The organism is Paenibacillus sp. fava2 (assembly GCF_058313675.1).
Window position 1 is genome coordinate 755,320 of sequence record NZ_CM177755.1, and the last position, 19,797, is coordinate 775,116.

13 protein-coding genes are annotated in these 19,797 nt (G+C 39.6%); 8 read left to right on the forward strand and 5 right to left on the reverse strand.

The window, feature by feature from the left end; genetic code table 11:
* The first annotated feature begins 155 nt into the window (after positions 1-155).
* From AC4G46_RS03455 to AC4G46_RS03480, 6 genes are all read left to right on the forward strand, one after another.
* Entirely contained in the window at positions 156-1,139 is a 984-nt protein-coding gene (locus AC4G46_RS03455; protein WP_491126697.1) for an ABC-three component system protein, read from the forward strand.
* The gene (locus AC4G46_RS03460) at positions 1,126-1,353 is read left to right on the forward strand and encodes an ABC-three component system middle component 6 (protein ID WP_491126698.1); all 228 of its coding nucleotides are present in this window, start codon (positions 1,126-1,128) and stop codon (positions 1,351-1,353) included. The genes AC4G46_RS03455 and AC4G46_RS03460 overlap by 14 nt, the downstream gene beginning before the upstream one ends.
* Entirely contained in the window at positions 1,344-3,068 is a 1,725-nt protein-coding gene (locus tag AC4G46_RS03465) for a DUF2326 domain-containing protein (protein ID WP_491126699.1), read from the forward strand. Before AC4G46_RS03460 ends, AC4G46_RS03465 begins: the two co-directional genes overlap by 10 nt.
* Positions 3,069-3,244: 176 nt before the next feature.
* Positions 3,245-5,044, forward strand: a complete 1,800-nt coding sequence (locus AC4G46_RS03470) for an ATP-dependent nuclease (RefSeq protein WP_491126700.1) — start codon at positions 3,245-3,247, stop codon at positions 5,042-5,044.
* The gene (locus tag AC4G46_RS03475) at positions 5,041-6,927 is read left to right on the forward strand and encodes an ATP-dependent helicase (RefSeq protein ID WP_491126701.1); all 1,887 of its coding nucleotides are present in this window, start codon (positions 5,041-5,043) and stop codon (positions 6,925-6,927) included. The genes AC4G46_RS03470 and AC4G46_RS03475 overlap by 4 nt, the downstream gene beginning before the upstream one ends.
* A 1,188-nt stretch (positions 6,928-8,115) precedes the next feature.
* Complete coding sequence (locus AC4G46_RS03480) at positions 8,116-8,685, forward strand: hypothetical protein (protein WP_491126702.1); 570 nt, start codon at positions 8,116-8,118, stop codon at positions 8,683-8,685.
* A gap of 379 nt (positions 8,686-9,064) precedes the next feature.
* On the opposite strand, the gene AC4G46_RS03485 is transcribed toward AC4G46_RS03480, so the two are convergent.
* The 5 genes from AC4G46_RS03485 to AC4G46_RS03505 form a co-directional block, all read right to left on the reverse strand.
* A complete protein-coding gene (locus tag AC4G46_RS03485; RefSeq protein WP_491126703.1) occupies positions 9,065-10,123 on the reverse strand; it encodes a hypothetical protein in 1,059 nt (352 codons plus the stop codon).
* Positions 10,124-11,962: an HSP90 family protein gene (locus tag AC4G46_RS03490; protein WP_491126704.1), complete on the reverse strand. Its 1,839-nt coding sequence runs from the start codon at positions 11,960-11,962 to the stop codon at positions 10,124-10,126.
* A 483-nt stretch (positions 11,963-12,445) separates the two neighbouring features.
* Positions 12,446-16,498 (reverse strand): S-layer homology domain-containing protein, encoded by a 4,053-nt coding sequence (locus AC4G46_RS03495; protein ID WP_491126705.1) that lies wholly within the window; start codon positions 16,496-16,498, stop codon positions 12,446-12,448.
* A 297-nt stretch (positions 16,499-16,795) separates the two neighbouring features.
* The gene (locus tag AC4G46_RS03500) at positions 16,796-17,419 is read right to left on the reverse strand and encodes a hypothetical protein (RefSeq protein ID WP_491126706.1); all 624 of its coding nucleotides are present in this window, start codon (positions 17,417-17,419) and stop codon (positions 16,796-16,798) included.
* A 54-nt stretch (positions 17,420-17,473) separates the two neighbouring features.
* The gene (locus AC4G46_RS03505) at positions 17,474-17,596 is read right to left on the reverse strand and encodes a hypothetical protein (protein WP_491126707.1); all 123 of its coding nucleotides are present in this window, start codon (positions 17,594-17,596) and stop codon (positions 17,474-17,476) included.
* A 68-nt stretch (positions 17,597-17,664) separates the two neighbouring features.
* On the opposite strand from AC4G46_RS03505, the gene AC4G46_RS03510 reads away from it, so the two are divergent.
* Positions 17,665-18,954, forward strand: coding sequence for a hypothetical protein (locus tag AC4G46_RS03510; RefSeq protein ID WP_491126708.1), 1,290 nt, complete (start codon positions 17,665-17,667; stop codon positions 18,952-18,954).
* Positions 18,955-19,223: 269 nt separating this feature from the next.
* Entirely contained in the window at positions 19,224-19,793 is a 570-nt protein-coding gene (locus AC4G46_RS03515) for a GNAT family N-acetyltransferase (RefSeq protein ID WP_491126709.1), read from the forward strand.
* The last annotated feature ends 4 nt before the right edge of the window (positions 19,794-19,797 follow it).

Genomic DNA, 19,797 nt, shown 5'->3' on the forward strand with positions numbered 1-19,797 from the left:
AAATTCGGAACTTGTTGTAGAGAAAAGGCTTACGAATTCTTATTGAGATTTTTCTATCGTCTGAACGTTCTTACTATTATAATAATTACAACAGCATTTGACTTCGGAATAAAAGGTTTTAATACCTATGAAAAACGAGAGGTGAGGCTTCGAAAATGAAAAGACAACGATACTATAATGAAATTTCAGAGCGGCTTGAGATACTATCTCATAGAATAAAAACCAATGGTAAATTAAATGTTTTAGACCTGAATATTCACGCTGAAACGTTCTATAGAGATTTATTAAACAATGTATATGGCTATAAACTTGAATCTGCAAATGTATCAAGTGCCAATATGGCAGCTATTGATTTAATAGATTCTGATAATAAACTTGTTATTCAAGTTTCTTCAACTGCAACTAAGCAAAAAATTGAGAGTACGTTGAAAAAAAAGAAGACATCTGACTACGCCCTAGAGAACTATAGTATCAAATTTATTTTCATTGCAGATGAAGCGCAAAGTTTACGATGTAAAAAGTATACTAATCCTCATAATATTACTTTTTCACCGCAAGAAGACATTATTGATAGGGTAAGTTTACTAACTTCTATCTCACAATTAACTATTGGTGCTTACAGTCTCGTATATGACATGTTTATAAAGGAATTTGGCGGCGCTCCAAGTCCGTTAAAAATCACTTCCAATTTAGCTACAATCGTAAATTTATTGTCAGAAGAAGATTTAGAAGAAGGCGGTTTACCTACTAATCTTAACCATTTCAACATTGATGAAAAAATTGTTTATAATGAACTGGATATTATTAAAGAAACCACTATTAACGAATATATTCCTTACTATTCAAAACTGGATAGGATTTACAAGGAGTTCGAACATGAAGGAAAGAATAAAAGAGTATCCGTACTGAGGAAACTAACCTCTTTCTATGAAAAAGAATTATGTAGAAATGACATGAGTAATGTTGAAAAGTTCTTCAATGTTGTAAGCAATGTTGAAGAGTATATAACTAATAGCAATAATCTAAATGATATTGAAGAAGATGTTGTCGAAATGTGTGTAAGAATCATTACAGTGGATGCTTTTATTAGATGCAAAATTTTTAAGAATCCTAAGGGGTATAATCATGTTGCTTCCTAACGATATAAAACCTGAATCAAGTGTTTTCTATTATGCAGCATTAGTTTTAAAAGAACTTCATGGAACTGAAGATAAAGAAATAGTTGCTATTTATCAATTGTTGAAGCAAAAATATGATATTTCTTTAAAAGTATTCTCATACTGTTTAGATTGGTTATATCTTATCGAAGCAGTTAAAGTAAATGAGGAAGGACAAATTTCTATATGTACTTAAAAGAAATGATAATATCCTCTGTTACGGAAATAGTTCGAAAAATCAATTTTCATCTTGGTGCAAACCTAGTAGTTGATGAAACTACAGGGAAAAGTGATTTAGAGACGGGTAATAATATTGGGAAAACAACTGTTCTTGCGCTGATTGACTACTGTTTGGGCGGAGATGCGGAACTGATCTATATTGACCCTGAAACTAAAAAGGAAATAGACTATGTTAAGAATCACTTGGTGGACCAACAAGTTCTAATTACTTTAATTCTTAAAGCGAATCTTATGGATGAGTCATCACAAGAAGTTGTAATTAAGCGTAACTTTTTGCAAAGAAACAAAAAAATCATGTCTGTTAATGGAGTAAATTATCCGAAGAATAACGGAAAAGATTTCGAGAAAAAGATAGATCTTCTATTAATTGGCGAAAGAGAAGTGCTTAAGCCTACGCTTCGCCAGTTATTAGCGCATTATGTTAGATATCAAAATAATAGAATAAATAATACACTACGAGTATTGAACACTTTTACTACGAATTTTGAATATGAAACATTAAATCTATTTATGTTTGGCTTACCTGTTTCAGATCGATCACAATTAAACACTAAATTGAAAGGAGAACAAGAATATAAAAAGCGCCTGGAAAAAAAACACTCTAAAAACGAATTAGAGCTACAATTAGATATTGTTAAAAATAACATTGTTGCTTTAAAAAAAAGGAAAAATAACTTAAATATTAATGAAAACTATAAGCAAGAGCTTGAAGAATTAAATGATTTAAAATATAGAGTGAGTAGTGTGAGCTCAAGAATTGGTGAGTTGAAATTGCGGGAACAATTGTTAATTGAGACAGAAGAAGAACTGCAGTCAGATATGTCCGATATCAATCTACCTGAATTACGAGAAATATATAGAACAGCGAAAAAAGATATTTCTAATATCCAGAGTACCTTTGATCAGCTTGTTGAATATCATAATAAAATGATTTTGGAGAAGATTAGGTTTGTTACGCAGGATATTCCTAGAATACGTTCTTCAATAGAGGAATATAAAAAAATTCTTACAGGCTTATTAAATGATGAAAATAAGTTGTCCAAAAAAATTGCGGGAAGCGATACCTTTCAAGATTTAGAGGACATCATTGGAGACCTCACAAAATCATACCAGCGTGTAGGTGAGTTAGAGAACGGGATTGAACAACTAGAATCTGTAGAAAAAAACATCAAAAATTTAAGTGAAGAAATAGAATTATTAGATGGAGATAGATTTTCTGAAGAATTCCAAGAAAAATTGAAGAGTAAGTTAAAAGAATTTAATAGTATTTTTGCTGATGTTTCTAGCGAACTATATGGTGAGCAATATGGTATCACTTTTACCATAAAAGAAGATAATAAAACTAAGCAGAATTATTATCATTTTGAGAGTTTTAATGCAAATACAAGTTCTGGAAAGAAGCAGGGAGAAATAATATGCTTTGATATCGCCTACATTTTGTTTGCTAGAAAAGAAGCCCTGCCTTTCTTAAACTTTATTCTGAATGATAAAAAGGAATTAATGCATGGTAATCAATTAAAAAAGGTGAGCAAATTTGCAAAAGATAATAAAATACAACTAGTATTTTCAATTTTAAAAGATAAATTGCCAAGTGAACTTGATAGTAGTGAACATATTGTTCTTCGTCTTTCAGATCAAGATAAGTTGTTTAGAATTGAAAATAGAGATTGAAATTATAGAGTTGTTACGTTGATAGATCCATTTCCATTGTAATTAACTAATTCATTTTTAAAATTATCCGGGACAATTCGTCTCGGATAATTTTATGCAAATGTATAGAGGTAGGCAGAAGAAAACGTCGAAGTTTATACTTATTCAAATATCTTGAAATTATGAGGTGGATAAATATGGGTATACTTATAAGAGATATTTATATAAATAATTTCCGATCCTTAAAGGACGTATCGATAATTCTTGATGATTATACAGTTATTGTTGGTAAAAATAATTCAGGTAAGTCTAATATTGTACAAGCTATGAACTTGGCATTTGAATTTTCCTCAGTCTTCAGAGAAGATATTTATGTTTCTGCTGAAGAACCATTTGATGCAAGTAGAAAAATATGGATTGATATTAGAATATTGCCTAGTGATATTAAAGGAAATGTGCAAGAGGGATTTGATGATAGTTGGTCAAGAGCATTTGGTGATAGTGTTGCTTTAGATATTGCAACTGATAAAGAATATTTTGCATTTAGAACAGAAATATCTTTTGATCAAGATAAAGAAATTTATACAAACATTAAATATAAAATTGACAACTGGCAGGATAATGGTCAATCCATAGTTGGTAATACTATTAGGAGAGAAACCCTAGAAAGTATTGAAAATATTCTTGTCAATGCTCAAAGAGACATATCATTGGACATAAGAGATAGGAAATCAATATGGGGGAAGTTAGCATCTAAAATACAGGTTTCTGAGAACGTACGTGGAAATATTGAACTTCAATTGCAGCGGCTAAACAAAAAAATAATTCGTGAAAGTGAAATATTAAAATCAATTAGTCAGGAATTAAAAGTTACTACTTCCGATAAAGAAAGCGTTGTAGATATTAGCCCTATTACAAAGGATATAGAATCTCTTTATAGAGGAATGAATATCTACTATAGTAATAAAAGCTCTATGCCTACTTCTATTGAAAATTTAGGATTAGGCGTTCGTAGTTGGGCGGTATTTTCAACTGTTAAGGCAGAAATCAACAGTAAGATGAAAAAGAGGCAACTCGATGATTTAGCCTATCTACCATTAATATTAGTAGAGGAGCCAGAAGTTCACATCCATCCTCAGGCACAGCGTCAACTCTTTTCGAACATAAACGAAATGAACGGACAAAAAATTATTACAACACATTCGCCTTACATTTTATCACAAATTGATTTAGATAAAATAAGGTATGTTAGAAAAATCGGTGCTACTTCTGAAGTTTTGCCTTTATTAATTGATGGGTTAAGTGAAGATGATGTGCGGAAAATAAAACGGACAGTTATGAACACTAGAGGTGAAATATTATATGCTAACGCAGTTATCTTGGCAGAAGGAGAAACCGAGGAGCAAGCATTGAGTGTTTTTTTAAGAGAGTTTTTTAAAAAAGAACCGTTTGAGTTGGGTATTAATGTTATTGGAGTAGGAGGAAATAACTACACTCCTTTCATGAGGATTTTGGATCGATTACATATAAAATGGTATGTATTTAGTGACGGTGAACCTCAACCACTAAATGATTTGAAGACTTGTTTGAAAAAATTAAAAGATACACAAGTACTACCTAACCTTGATGAATTTGATAATGTTTTTGTAATTGATAATGGTGAATGTTTTGAGACCTATTGTCTATCTCAAGGTTATGTTAAAGAAATAACAAAGGCTATTTGTCAAATTGAAAGTGACCCTAACTATATGAAATACTATATTGAACATTATAACGAGCAAAAAGCTAAAGGTGGAGTTATTAGAAACTATAAAGCTGATGCCGATGGAGGATATTATCGTGCTATACGAGATTGCATTATGTCCGATAAAACCAAGTACCCTACAGCAATAGCAGAAGAGATCTGTAAATCAAAATTGAAATCTAAGAGAGTTCCACAAAAACTTAAAGATTTATTTATTAAAGTTGAAAATGATATGAAAGAGGGTGGGATATGATGAGCATTTCTTTATCGAGAGATCAAGAGGCAGTTGTTAATTATTCAGGTAAAAACTTATTAGTGATAGCTGGAGCTGGGAGTGGGAAAACAAGAGTTCTTACTGAACGGATAAACAAACTAATCTTGAATTTAAAAAGAGGCGAGAAAATACTGGCAATTACTTTTAGTAATAAAGCTACAGAAGAATTGAAAGAGAGGCTTATATCCTCATTGGGGGAAAAGAAGTTCTACGATTACACATATGTTGGAACGATACACAGCTTTTGTTTGGATATTGTTACTTCGAGAGGAAGTGCAATTGGATTGCCAGATGAATTGCACATTTGTGAGTCTTACAACGACAGACTTCATATTTTTAAAGAAGCAATTGAGAATGTCCCTTCTTTTAAGACAAAGTATTTAAGTGGGGATTCAAAGGAGAATCAAAAAGTAATAAAGAATTTCCTTGATGATTTAAGTAATGCAAAAAGGAATCTGAAGTTTTCAGACGATTATTCTAATGATCCTCTAATCCAGACATTATTCGAAGAATATAACAATCTTCTATTGCAACAGGGAGTCATTGATTTTGATGATATTCTTAGATACACATATCAAATACTCACTGAGAGAGAGAGTATATCTCGTTTGTATAGAAAAGTTTACAAGTATATTTGTGTTGATGAGGCGCAGGATTTAAATAAAGCCCAGTATGAGGTAATTAAGGCGCTGGCTGGTGAGCAGATAGGAATTACAATGGTAGGAGATCCTAACCAATCAATTTATGGTTTTAGTGGAGCTTCAAATGAATATCTAAACAAGACATTCTTAGATGAGTTTAATGCTCATAAAATGCAACTCCATGAGAATTATCGCTCATCACAGTTAGTTATAGAAGCAGCCCATATTATTGAACCATCTTTTCAGGTTTATGGAACATGTAAGTATCAAGGAGAATTTGAAATACATGAGTTTCAAGATGAATTTAAAGAAGCAGAATATATAATATCTAAAATTTTATTTCTGTTAAAAAATGGTCATCCAGATGTTGAAAATTGTTCTATCTCACTTGAGCAAATTGCTATTATTGCAAGAAACAGATATGTATTTAGTCGAGTAGAGGAATTACTAAAAGTAAATAATTTAGAATATACACTAAAGGTATCTGCAAAAGGCTCTTTTACAAGCGAATCGGATTTTATTAAAGCTTTTGAGCTGGGTATAAGATTATTAGTAAACAGTCGGGATAGATTGCATTTCGTTGAACTGGAAAAACTCATTAATACTGAAATAAAGAATGGAACATTTGAAGAACTAAGATGGGACAATAACATTTCGGATCATTGGAAGACCTTAATGCTTGTTTTAAATAATGCTTGGGATCTTTTGCTGAAAAATGACAGGGAGGTAAAATTTCATACAGCAATAAAACTTCTAAGAACTTTTATTGAAGATGTAGAAACTAAAATAGATGAACATGAAAAAATACTCATTAATGAAGACATAAAAGCATGGGAAATAAATTGGAAGAGTTATATTAAAAATTCCACATCTGGAGAAAGAACATTGGGGAACTTTGTGAGGACCGTTTCATTAGGTAGTGCACAGAGTACTAATGATAAAGGTATAGTATTAAGCACAGTGCATATGTCTAAGGGATTAGAGTATGATGTTGTATTTATTATGGGATTAAATGATGGGGTTTTTCCTGACTATAGAGCAATTAGCGCATACAATAGTTCAAAAGATAATAAACAGATTATCGAGGAACGACATAACATGTTTGTTGCAATAACACGTTCAAAAAGGCTCTGTTATTTAACATATCCATTGGTCAAAGAGACACCTTGGGGGAAAAAGCGACAGACACCTTCTAGATTCGTTTTAGAACTAGAGAGATAGGAGAAAAGATTTTTAAGATTACTTTTAACCTATATAGACAGCATTTAAGTTTATAACCTGACAAGGAGACGATCTATCGTTTCTAACGGCTGTTTGTTGATTCGCTTCATAAATTTATTAATTACGTTCTATATAAGTGAATTAAGCATTGGGATTTTGAGGAGAAGATTAATCACGCTTAGCAAATATACAGATAGATGCAAGTTTATTTTGGGGACAAATTGGGGACTAAACTCAGCATGAAGTTGCATATATCTGCCGCAGAGAGCATATAGGCACGTCATTGAATGCAGTAACAGCAGGCATTCTCGGACTTCAGCATAAAGCACCGAAGCGGGATATTATCCCGCATACGGTGCATGTGGAATGTTGCTCACTGTTAGTGCGGAAGGTGTAACCCCATAATAAACCCGTGCTATAACAAATAAACCCGTGACAAAAATCGAATAAAGACGTGATACACATTGGGGAAAGGCATGAGGGAAGAGGTGGAAATCCTTAACCATCAAGCCTTTCCTCTGTTTTTTATCAGGACATAATTCAGATTTTAATAAAGTCGTGATATAAAAAGGTGAGGGAAAAATCGGGGGAATCACGGTTTTGTAGCATGAGTTTATTTATGAGGGCAACGGTGGAATGCGGGTTTGAGGGCTCTTTTTTAGCAGGGGTTTATTCATTCTGAACAGAAGGACAATTAAATCAGAGATGTATTGGCGTAATAAATAATAAAAAGAGGGGCGGCGAACCCCTCTTTTTATTTACCAAACAGAAAAAACTTATACGGGAGTCAAGGTATGAAGTCGGTAAATCCAAATGTATTTAATATGAATTACCTTAAGCAAGAGACATTAAAGAAAAAGGAGAAACGAAGTAAACATAAAAGCGAGAAAAAAGTGATGAAAATGATAAAAAAGCAAAAACGAAAAAATAGGTAATAAGCGAATACTGCCACATCAAAATTCTAATTTAAGCAACCCACACATGTGGAAACCACCGTGTTGATTTATCGCCAAAAGCCTTGATACAAGTGGCTTTGCGGATATGCTCATTTTGAGTAAGGGCAAAAAGCGTGTTCCACAATTCTCAGAAACATATCGTGACATTCATAATGTACAGTAATTGATTTAGTTAAAGGTAAAGTTAAATTGATATTATGAAATTTGGAATTGGTGCTTGTGGAGGCTTAACATGTGTGAATATGATAAATACTTCAAAACATATGAAGGGACGCCTAGAAGTTATAGGAGTTCTGTTCATTTCGACGATTTCAGACTAAGAAAAGCGATGGAGCAAGCCAAGCTTGAGCCAGTAGCTGTGGAACAGGTGATCGAATATATAAATGCTTTTCTTACTGCTATTAGTATGAACCAGATCGAGTCACCGATAGTTCGAGCGACGGAGATTAACTACAAGAAGATAAAGGATATTAACAATCTTAAAGATAAAAGGGATATTGTCTGGCTGAAATTTACCAAAGATGGGTTCATAGGTGTTGTAGCAACAAGTGATGATGTAAATTTTAATATTCCGAAATCCAAAGATGTTTATCATGATAAGGACGGAAATAGCTGGAGGTATAACACTTCAGGAATTATAGTTCATTCTGTAGATCAAGAATGGGATGAGTCTTTCGTGTTAATATACCCCCTTAGGAATATTCCTGATGGTTTAACCAGACACGATATTGAAAAAGGAATTGGTAATTATCTGATAAATAACAAAGTGCCAATATTGGATTTTTATTCTCATAACTATTGAGATATAAGACAAAGAACGCATTGGGATTTGAGCGACATATGCTACATTTTTAGGTGGTTTTGGATAGTGGATTATTGGAATTTTGAAACTGTATTTAAAAGTAGCGAATACTGCCACATCAAGCTTGTCTATTTTACGCAACCCACACATGTGGAGTCGGTTTGTTCCTTGGTTTATAAGGGTTTTCGAGTACCGGACTCGGAGTTGGGCTTCAACAAACACAACATAACAAATAGACCGCATGCCTTTGCTGGCAGGGCGGTCTATTTGATTGAATTGGGTAGCAGGAGCACTACGATAAGCGCATTAAAGGTTAATATAACATTGAGTTGGACATTGTTCCTATATAACAGATGTCAAACTAGAAAGGGAATACACTCTACAATCGCTGCAATAGCACGGTATAGTAATCATTACCGTTTCGCTTATCCAGCTTTTCCGCTGTGGCGAGAGCGTCTTGCTGGAAGTGCTTCGCAAGTAACGTTACTTCCCCGGACCGGTGCTCACACGGATGTCCTGCCGGAAGCTTAACCTGGAACCGGATGGATTCTTCCGCGAGCTTGCGGAACAGCTTGGCCGAATAGGCGTTGAATATCATCCGGTCGACCGGGTTCTCATGATCAAGAGAGGAGGCGATATACTCTTCAAAGACCTCCAGCGCCTTAATGGGATCAGTCAAGGTAAGGTAACCGATGTGCTCTCCCTGATGATACAGATAATCGCGGTTACCCTTTACCAATTTGAAGCCTTTCTTCTGAAGCTTATCCGCTTCCTGCTGACGGCCCAGCCGCAGGAGGGGGAACAGCACCTTCGAGATGGTCACATGAGGCACCTCACCGCAGCTCATTTTACCTTTGAGAATCGGCTCGGCCGCCTTCACGGTTCCTTCGTCGTCTCCCCGCTTTGCTAGAAACTCGACAAGGCGGTTCTGCTCACAGGCCGGACAATCGCTCATGTCATCCAGATCCATGGCTTGTACAATATCCCACTCAGCCTGAGAATTGTCCAGCTCTCCAAACTCCACGAAGATGTGCGCCCGGTAGTAGTGATAGGAACGGCTGCTATAGCCTTCGGCCGCAAAACGTATCTTCATGTCCTCCAGCAGATTCTCGATCTGAACACGACTAATCTCCGGAAAAGAGGTGATGCGATCCAGAACCCACTTGTAGGACCACATCAGAGTGAAGCTATCGAACCGGTCCGGATTCTTGTCATACTGTCCCAATTGCCAGGAAAAGGCGACCAGCGCCTTCATCGGATAGCCGTGGAAGCTACCCGTTTCTACGATTTCGCTGCGTGCCTCAAAGCCCTGATCGATATCTCCTGCGGCATCTGCCACCCGTACCGCCTGCTCCAGCAGTTCCAGCTTGGCTTTTCCGCCTGGCATGTCATAGGCTTCGTCCATCAGCTCTTCAAAACTCATCCCGGTAAGGTTCATCTATTCGTCTCCTCCTGTCGTATGACTGGCCGTCATACCCCAATCAATAAATTGAATGATGCCTTTGTTCAAAAGCGCTGTCTCTTGGCGGTTCATCGGATAATGTCCCATCATCAGCGCATTACAGTACAGCATCTCGATAATGGAAGGCAGCATTGCCTTGTGTGCCGGATGAAAGGCCCGCTCAATGACGGGATTGTTCAGGTTAAAATAAAGCGTTGCGTATGCTGCATCTTTTAACGTAGCGCCCAGGCTGCCCAGAACGGAGGACAGAGCATCGGTGCTCACTTCTTTGGTCGCCTCCATAACACGCCACTGAGCGGACTCTTGGGACAGCGTGTAGAGAACAGGAATCTCCTCCGGCTTGAAGCGGCGAAGCTGCACCTGGCAGCGGAATTTCTGCAGCACACTATCTGCCAATCTTACGGATTCATAGTAATCAAGCCGCTCTTGGGGTGTAATATCGGTAAAGGATAACGACACCTCCTCCGGCAGCAGCCGTTCCGTCTGCACATCCGGGTCAATTAGGGGCAGCAGGGACAGCAGCTCGGCATCATAAATATATCCGCCATTCACCACCAGCATGGATTGGGCCGAAGCCACATGGGTAATCTGGCGGTACTCGTCCAGAGTAGCAGTAAAGTAAAGGGGGGGCTGCTGCTTCAGCTCGCCAAGCGGCTTCGTGCCAAAGGTGCTCTCAAACGGGAGCCACTCGTGAATAATGGAGTAGAAGGACGAATCTTCCACGGCGAGGGCCTTCATGGATAAGGCATGCAGCGAGATGATGGATTGCAGGCGGTCCGGATCATACTCCGCCATCCTCATCAATTCTTGACGAATGGTGCTCCCCAGTTCTTCCCGCACCTGCTCCAGCTCGACGTTCTCATAGAAATGCTCCCGGGAAGCGGTCGGCTGCAGTTCATCGGTCCAGATCATACATTTGACGAAGAACGCCCAGTCCGGCAGGACATTGTCGGCAGCTTCGGAGACCAGCATGTGCTTCAAGTACACCCGGTGATTGCGTTTGGCGCCCAGGTTCACTGCCTGCGGCAGGATGAAGGCGATGCCTCCCGTCCGGCCCGAGGAGGTGTGCAGGGGAATGAAATCGCGGAACGTCTCCCCAAGCACCTGCTTACCAAAGGCCAGCACCTCACTGCGATGCTTCCGGGCCAGCTGTGGATCTTTGACCCAAGGCGGGGAGGGCGGATTAATCAAGCGAGTGGTTTGATTAGACACCAGTTGGATGGGATAAGGCAGCAGGGCTCCATAATGGAACAGCCATTCTTGCAGATTGCCTTCCTTGAAGTACGGCTCAGAGCCTTCTTTGCAACGCAAAAAAACTTTGGTTCCCGGAGCATGTATCCCTTCGAGCTTGCGGATCGTATAGGTTCCATCCGGCTTCCCGCGCCATTCCAGTGCAGGTCCGCCCTTGGCGGATTGGGTAACCATGACGATATCGTCACTCACCATAAAGCAAGACAAGAGTCCGATGCCAAACCGCCCGATAAAAGAGGTGTTGGTCTGGAGAAAGTCCTCGCCCCGCTTGGAGGATTGTCCGATCATTGCCAGGAACTCATGAATTTCCGACTCGTCTAACCCGATCCCGTTATCTTCAACTAATAAGGTCGCCCCGGTTGAAGTCTCGCTTACCTCGATATGAATCCTGCCATCGTATCCACCCTGGGAATAAGCCTGCCGTGCAGTAATCGCGTCTATGCCATTTTGCAGCAGCTCCCTCAAGAATACCTTCGGGCTGCTATACAAATGGTTAGACAAAATGTTGATCATACCGCTTAAGTTGACCTGAAAACGATATGTATCCTGGGTTTGATTATTCATTTTTGTTCTCCTATTCTGTAATAATTGCACGTATCATCCACAGGAGGACAACGGTATTGTCCTTTATGCCAACAACAAAACGTTATGTATGCGGATGCCGCTCTATATATTACCCCCGAGTTGCTCAACAAGAAACAAATATTGCCAATACACTTCCATATATATACACAATCCCTAATTGCCGCTTTGTAATGTTGCATAATTTTTTACTATTATTGACCATCAGGGATTCCATTTTAGGCAAGATTTGTTGACGTTGCTTACTCCACACATGTGGAGTCTGTGGCTTTGTTGACAAAATGGTAACGCGTTTCTGTACGGATAATTAATATGCCCCTGCAACTAATGGTTGCAGGGGCATTACTTTCAGGGTAGATAGAAATCAACTTCGAAAAGATATGCTGTCTCCGAATTTCGATCGCTTAGCGGTTTAAACCGGAAAATTGGAGACAGCGGCAATTGGAGGAATTGTCTGTTCGTGGCCTAATTTTCGAAGAACTGGCCTTTATCTGCTCCAGTAATGGTTAATGTTATCTCTGGAGAGTTTGCAACAAGTTGGAATTGGGTGTCATTTACTTTTTTTGCTGTGACGGATACTGAAGCTAGTTGATAATTTAGATCACTAACCAAGTCGTCCATATCGATATACTCCCATTCTAACAAAATAGTTGCTGTGTTGGTGCCGTCACTGACGTTAAATGTACGGTTTTTGGAGCTATCTTCGTCAGTACCGGTGTAATGGTTATTATCAAAGAAAAATGACCAGTCATTCCCGCCTAATGTAACAGAAGCATCTGATCCAGTTTTAAAGGTGGTTATAAAGAACGTGTCTCCGAACCCCATTCCAGCTAATGTCCGGTTCCCTAAATTGATTCCATGTGCATTATAATAGTCTTGGATAAAACTATCTACCGCAGAGCCCAATACCTGTCCTGAGCTAAATCCATTTAAAGGAATATTCCAGGTTAGGTCAACGGGAATAGTAACCGTTCCATCACTTATAGTGAAATGTTTTGGATTACTTTGGAAATCCGTTGAGGTTATCTTTTTGCTTTCTTTCCTCGCTTGTGTAGCATACTCCAATGAGAAGTCAAAATTTGTTATGGCTTTACTTGTAATACTCACGGGTTCAATATTCTCAGCTTGAACATTGATTGTAAATTCTTTTGTGTCAGAAACAGCTCCTGAGGTAATTGTCGCTATGAGCACTACATCAGTATCAGCTGGTAATCCTACTCGGTTAATACTTCCCGTAGAAATATTTACAATTGATGATTGCACTGAATCTTTTAATATCCAAGTAACAGCGGCGCCACTTTGAATACTTGGCAATGTAACTTTATCATCGGTTCCATTGTACGTTACATTTAAATTCTGTTTAGCCATTGCTACTAATTCCAGCTCAGCAATAGCGGCCTCCGCATCCGTCAATCTAGAAATATCTCCTACCAGCGTCTTCTGGGCTGGTGTTAAAGCCTCCAAATCCGTACGTGCTTTAACGACAGCTGTTTTGTTGGCCAGAGTGACTTCAGCTTTTGCAGGCAGGGCTGCGATTTGCTCTTTCACCTGGGTTGCTGCAGCCAGGTCAAGAGCAGCTTGAGCTTCCAGCTCAGCAATAGCGGCCTCAGCATCTGTCAATCTAGCAATATTTCCTACCAGCGTCTTCTGGGCAGGTGTTAAGGCATCCAAATCCGTACGTGCTTTAACGACAGCTGTTTTGTTGGCTAGAGTGACTTCAGCTTTTGCAGGCAGGGCAGCGATTTGTTCTTTCACCTGAGTTGCTGCAGCCAGGTCAAGAGCAGCTTGAGCTTCGAGTTCAGCAATCGCTGCCTCCGCATCCGTCAATCTAGCAATATCTCCAACCAGCGTCTTCTGGGCGGGTGTTAAGTGATTAAAATCCATACGTGCTTTAACTACAGCTGTTTTGTTAGCTAGAGTGACTTCAGCTTTTGCAGGCAGGGCAGCGATTTGTTCTTTCACCTGAGTTGCTGCAGCCAGGTCAAGAGCAGCTTGAGCTTCCAGCTCAGCAATAGCTGACTCAGCATCTGTCAATCTAGAAATGTCTCCTACCAGCGTCTTCTGGGCTGGTGTTAAAGCCTCCAAATCTGTACGTGCTTTAACGACAGCTGTTTTGTTGGCTAGAGTAAGTTCTGCTTTTACAGGCAAGGCAGCGATTTGGTCCTTCACAAGGGTTGCTGCAGCCAGATCAAGAGCAGCTTGAGCTTCCAGATCAGCAATAGCGGCCTCCGTATCCGTCAATCTAGTAATATCACCTACCAGCGTCTTCTGGGCTGGTGTTAAAGCCTCCAAATCTGTACGTGCTTTAACGACAGCTGTTTTGTTGGCTAGAGTAAGTTCTGCTTTTACAGGCAAGGCAGCGATTTGGTCCTTCACAAGGGTTGCTGCAGCCAGATCAAGAGCAGCTTGAGCTTCCAGCTCAGCAATAGCGGCCTCCGCATCCGTCAATCTAGTAATATCACCTACCAGCGTCTTCTGGGCTGGTGTTAAAGCCTCCAAATCCGTACGTGCTTTAACGATAGCTGTTTTGTTGGCTAGAATGACTTCTGCTTTTACAGGCAAGGCAGCGATTTGGTCCTTCACAAGGGTTGCTGCAGCCAGATCAAGAGCAGCTTGAGCTTCCAGCTCAGCAATAGCGGCCTCCGCATCCGTCAATCTAGCAATATCACCTACCAGCGTCTTCTGGGCTGGTGTTAAAGCCTCCAAATCCGTACGTGCTTTAACGACAGCTGTTTTGTTGGCCAGAATGACTTCAGCTTTTGCAGGCAGGGCTGCGATTTGTTCTTTCACCTGAGTTGCTGCAGCCAGGTCAAGAGCAGCTTGAGCTTCCAGCTCAGCAATAGCTGACTCAGCATCTGTCAATCTAGAAATGTCTCCTACCAGCGTCTTCTGCGCTGGTGTTAAAGCCTCCAAATCCGTACGTGCTTTAACGACAGCTGTTTTGTTGGCCAGAGTGACTTCAGCTTTTGCAGGCAGGGCAGCGATTTGTTCTTTCACCTGAGTTGCTGCAGCCAGGTCAAGAGCAGCTTGAGCTTCCAAATCAGCAATAGCGGCCTCCGCATCCGTCAATCTAGTAATATCACCTACCAGCGTCTTCTGGGCTGGTGTTAAAGCCTCCAAATCTGTACGTGCTTTAACGACAGCTGTTTTGTTGGCTAGAGTGACTTCAGCTTTTGCAGGCAGGGCAGCGATTTGTTCTTTCACCTGAGTTGCTGCAGCCAGGTCAAGAGCAGCTTGAGCTTCCAGCTCAGCAATAGCTGACTCAGCATCTGTCAATCTAGAAATGTCTCCTACCAGCGTCTTCTGAGCTGGTGTTAAAGCCTCCAAATCTGTACGTGCTTTAACGACAGCTGTTTTGTTGGCTAGAGTAAGTTCTGCTTTTGCAGGCAAGGCAGCGATTTGGTCCTTCACAAGGGTTGCTGCAGCCAGATCAAAAGCAGCTTGAGCTTCCAGCTCAGCAATAGCGGCCTCCGCATCCGTCAATCTAGAAATGTCTCCTACCAGCGTCTTCTGGGCTGGTGTTAAAGCCTCCAAATCCGTACGTGCTTTAACGATAGCTGTTTTGTTGGCTAGAATGACTTCTGCTTTTACAGGCAAGGCAGCGATTTGGTCCTTCACAAGGGTTGCTGCTTCTAGATCTACTGTATTTTGTGGTGTCGGGGTTGGAGTAGGTGCCGGCGTTGTTGTTGGTGTAGATATAGGTGTCGGCGTTGGTGTTGGTATAGGTGTAGATGTAGGTATTGGTGTAGATGTAGGTATTGGTGTCGCTACCGATGTCGGTGCTGTCGTTGTTGTTGGTGTAGATATAGGTGTAGTTGTCGGCGTCGGCGTTGTTGTTGGTGTAATCGTCGGCGTTGGTGTCGGTGTCACAGACTTTTGTTCATCAATCTTAGTCTTTTCGGTTAAAAACTTAGAAGCGACAATAGCTACATCCTGACGGCTTGCATTATTAACAGGGTTGAAGGTGCCATCGGGATTTCCCTTCATAAGTCCCAATTCAACGGCAGCACCAACTGCATCTTTAGCCCAGCTGGCAATTGAATTAGCGTCTGATAATGTTAAATTCTGTCCTTTTCCGGCACTGTTAACGCCTAGTGCATTCACAAAGATTACAGCCATTTGTTCACGGGTGAGGTTTTGATTGATACCAAATATTCCATGACCCATACCTTTAAGAAGGCCTGCTTTAACAGCAGCTTCTACAGCAGAAAAGGCATAACTATTTACCGGGACGTCTGTGAAAGTAGATGATTGTGGAGGGTTGCTAAGGTTCAAATTGAGAGCCTTTGCCAGTATAATAGCAAAGTCCTGTCGTTTAATATTACTTGTCGGATTGAATTTACCGTCACCAGTACCATTGATAATTCCTTTTTCGACTAGCTCAATAATGGCATCTTTGGCATAGCTGTTTGAGATATCGGTCAAAGACTCCGCTGCAGATGTATGCGGTACCAGGGCACCAAGCAAAGCAGCTGTAGATAGGATCGAAATTGATTTCGTTTTAAAATTTTTCTTCATAAATTTCTCCTTAAATAGTAATAATTAAAATTTTAAATAAATAACATGAATGATCCCTGTGACATTCGCTTCTTTGACTACCCTTAGCCTGGAACATTCCATTATGTATTCGTGCCCTTCTATTACTACCTATCACTATGTCTCTATTATCAATATCGGACAGTACACATCTTCATTGAATAGGTTCGCAAGAAAGCCGAAATGTTTCGATCAATCGGCTTTTCTTATGAACCGTACAGATGTCTATGCTAATAAGACAGCTTGAGCATCGCTAACTGTTTGCGTTTGTATGTAGGGTTAGGGCATTATGCTTTCCGGTTCAGTCAAAATTCGTTCAAGCGTCTGCTGATGCCGTTCGCTTAATTGGCCTAGAGGAGTCTTATTGCAGGTTATCTCAAACCATAAAGTATTTTGTATTACGCACTCCCCGCAGGTCCTCGGCGATACGATTTTGAACGAACCCATTTTTGGAGGGTAATCCCACCCTTGAGCATGGGCTTCTTCGGAACTGATGGTTTGCTCTTTCCCGCAGCATTCACAGATGTGGCGGAGAATTATACCGCTTTGGTTTTCATTCTTATCACGCACTTCGGCTAAAGGAATTTCTCTGTACTGGTTTTCCTCGCACCACTTTTTGAATTCTTTGTTTTTCTCTTCTTCCTTGAGGGTATAAATAGTGTTTTCAGTGTGATATTTTCCGTCCTGGACCGCGATAATAGGACTTGTGATTAGGCGGTGGCCATTCTTAAGCTCACCAGTTTCTGCATTGAATCTCGGATCATCCTTAGCCCTCCCGAAAAGAGCAACCGTATGCCCGCAATTTAATGCAGCAAAGACTGTGTTAAGATTTTCTGTTGCCTTGTAAACATCGGGGTATAAAACGATTGCCCAGTCCACAAGTGTTGCTTCTGCTTTTTTCATAGGATTCCCCCCGCATTTAGCTGTTCGTTAATTTTTTCGTCAGGCTTCAGCTCTTCAACCGTTTAATGCTCTTGATTTACAAAATTCATGGACATTCGGATAACCAGCTGCAAATGCCTGCTCTTTTAGATCCGCGTGCTCGTCGTCCGTAATGGTGAACTGTATACGATAACTCATTTTTAGTGTCCCCCAATAAGGTGTTATAACTTACAATATAAGTATAGCAAGTCTGTAGGGGGGATAGAGTGAAGCTTTTGAATTTTTCGGAGCCGGTTGAATTTGAGGATTTGATTCCTGGTAGTCATAATAGATGGGGAAATGATGCCCTTCTATTTAGAGTAAATAAAGGGACGGCGAAATTGTCTGCTAAGTATGGAACGGATAAAAGCGGTGAGACATACGGATTTTTGTTGCTAGATAATAAACCACTGATAAATAACTACGGAGAAGAGCTGTACTGTCCTACATGCGCTAAGATTTTAAGTATTGGATTAGGCAGAGAGCACGTTGATCCGGGCTTAATTGATACAATTAAGTATTCACAAGAACTAAATAATGATATAACCGATGCTTTTAAAAATGTTAAACCTATGCTTTCTATCTTGGAAGACGGATATTACTTGCTTACACGTATAGAAATGATTCCAACTGATGGTGACGGACATTTTTTTTGGAATTTACCCGAATTTAAGAAGCTTTATAAAGCAACCGCAGATGTATATTATAAGTTTCATGTTAGCTCGGGGACTCCAAAATTCATACTTCCTTCCCAGAGTGTTAATTGTTTTAATGAGGACAGGGTTAATTATTACTTGAATCAGATGAAGAATGGTACAACTATGACAGGACTTGCTTATTATTACGAGGGGTTTATGAGTACCTTATTAGATGGACACCATAGGGCTACTGCAGCTTATATAGAAAATAAAAATTTCGATTGTTTAACAATAATAAAAGTTACAGGATTCGGATTCAACCAAGACAAAAAGCCGGATAAAATGTATGCTGGCGGCGAAATATATGATTTTAGCTTATTTAGCAAACCTGAGAGAATTCATAAATATCTTAAAAAGGTATTCGAATCGCGAAATTCAAAGCTTGAGATTGATGAGGTTGAGGAGCTGCTAAAGGGTTGTCAGAACGCTTGGGTACATAGTGCGCCTTCCAAAAGTATGGATTGTGGCACAAGAATTTATCCTGACTATTTGTCAATTGCATTTTCTGATATGGCGGGAGATATTTCAGATGAACGAATCATTGAAATCATGGCCAGGCGGGATGATGATGCTGAATTTGAGTTGGAGATGATTTTCAAGAAACTGCAGTTGCAGGAGCCTGAAAAAGCGTTCGGGTTATCTAAGAAAATCATCAACGATATGAATTGGAAGGTGCTGATTGAGGACGCTTTTCGTTATTTGGCATCTATAGACAGTACGGAAGTTGAAGATATATTTATTAAATATTTGATAGATACTGATTACGATTCGAAGGATATATGCAGAAAGATAGCGGATGAATACCTGAATAACAAATAATCATCATAAGGATTGCCATGTAATAGGTATGAATGAGAAGTGATCTATTTTCTGGAAGGGAAGGGCATTGTTTTGTTACTGCGAGCGGGGAGAATATGAACGCTAATGCTCCCAATTTTTTTTCGATATATTAAGGGAAAAAGCAATTTCTCATTACCTTTCAGCAAGATGCAAGCAGCGTCAGCACCGATGCAGGGTTACAATAGAAACAGAGAAATGAGCTCTTATAATGAACTGCTAGTAACAGAATAATATGGGGTGGTGGCGGAATGAACATTGAAGCCGTTTTTGGGCAGCTTCCTGGCCTGAAATCAGATCGTTTGCTATTGAAGAAGATTGAAAATCATCATCTTGAAGAGGTTTTTGAAATCTATAACAATGACAAGGTATTTAAATACTGTGGTATTATACCCAAACACAATAAAGACACTGTTAACAATATGATTGGCCATTTTGAGAGAGACTACAATAAAAGGTCAAAGGTCAAGTGGGGGATCTTTGCATATGCTGAACCCGAACGGTTACTGGGAATTATCGAAGCGTTCGACTTTAATCAAAAGGTGAACGGAGTGACTATTGGATACTTTTTGTCCGAATTGCACTGGGGAAAAGGGATTGCTGCTGAAGCAGTGCGTATTCTGATCGATTATTTGTTTAAGGATGGCAGCATCAATAGAATTCAGGCAGAAGTGATGCCTTTAAATGAGGCTTCAAAGAAGGTATTGTTAAAGAATGGATTCATCAAGGAAGGAACATTGAGGCAAGCCGCACTATGGGCGGGTAAAGGTATTATCGATTTAGAAATATACAGTATTTTAAAAGCAGACTATGTAAAATAATGAA

Coding starts and splice junctions, on each gene's coding strand:
- AC4G46_RS03505 (WP_491126707.1), bottom strand. CDS start 17,596: ATGAGTTATCGTATACAGTTCACCATTACGGACGACGAGCACGCGGAT.
- AC4G46_RS03470 (WP_491126700.1), top strand. CDS start 3,245: ATGGGTATACTTATAAGAGATATTTATATAAATAATTTCCGATCCTTA.
- AC4G46_RS03480 (WP_491126702.1), top strand. CDS start 8,116: ATGTGTGAATATGATAAATACTTCAAAACATATGAAGGGACGCCTAGA.
- AC4G46_RS03515 (WP_491126709.1), top strand. CDS start 19,224: ATGAACATTGAAGCCGTTTTTGGGCAGCTTCCTGGCCTGAAATCAGAT.
- AC4G46_RS03495 (WP_491126705.1), bottom strand. CDS start 16,498: ATGAAGAAAAATTTTAAAACGAAATCAATTTCGATCCTATCTACAGCT.
- AC4G46_RS03460 (WP_491126698.1), top strand. CDS start 1,126: ATGTTGCTTCCTAACGATATAAAACCTGAATCAAGTGTTTTCTATTAT.
- AC4G46_RS03500 (WP_491126706.1), bottom strand. CDS start 17,419: ATGAAAAAAGCAGAAGCAACACTTGTGGACTGGGCAATCGTTTTATAC.
- AC4G46_RS03455 (WP_491126697.1), top strand. CDS start 156: ATGAAAAGACAACGATACTATAATGAAATTTCAGAGCGGCTTGAGATA.
- AC4G46_RS03465 (WP_491126699.1), top strand. CDS start 1,344: ATGTACTTAAAAGAAATGATAATATCCTCTGTTACGGAAATAGTTCGA.
- AC4G46_RS03485 (WP_491126703.1), bottom strand. CDS start 10,123: ATGAACCTTACCGGGATGAGTTTTGAAGAGCTGATGGACGAAGCCTAT.
- AC4G46_RS03475 (WP_491126701.1), top strand. CDS start 5,041: ATGATGAGCATTTCTTTATCGAGAGATCAAGAGGCAGTTGTTAATTAT.
- AC4G46_RS03490 (WP_491126704.1), bottom strand. CDS start 11,962: ATGAATAATCAAACCCAGGATACATATCGTTTTCAGGTCAACTTAAGC.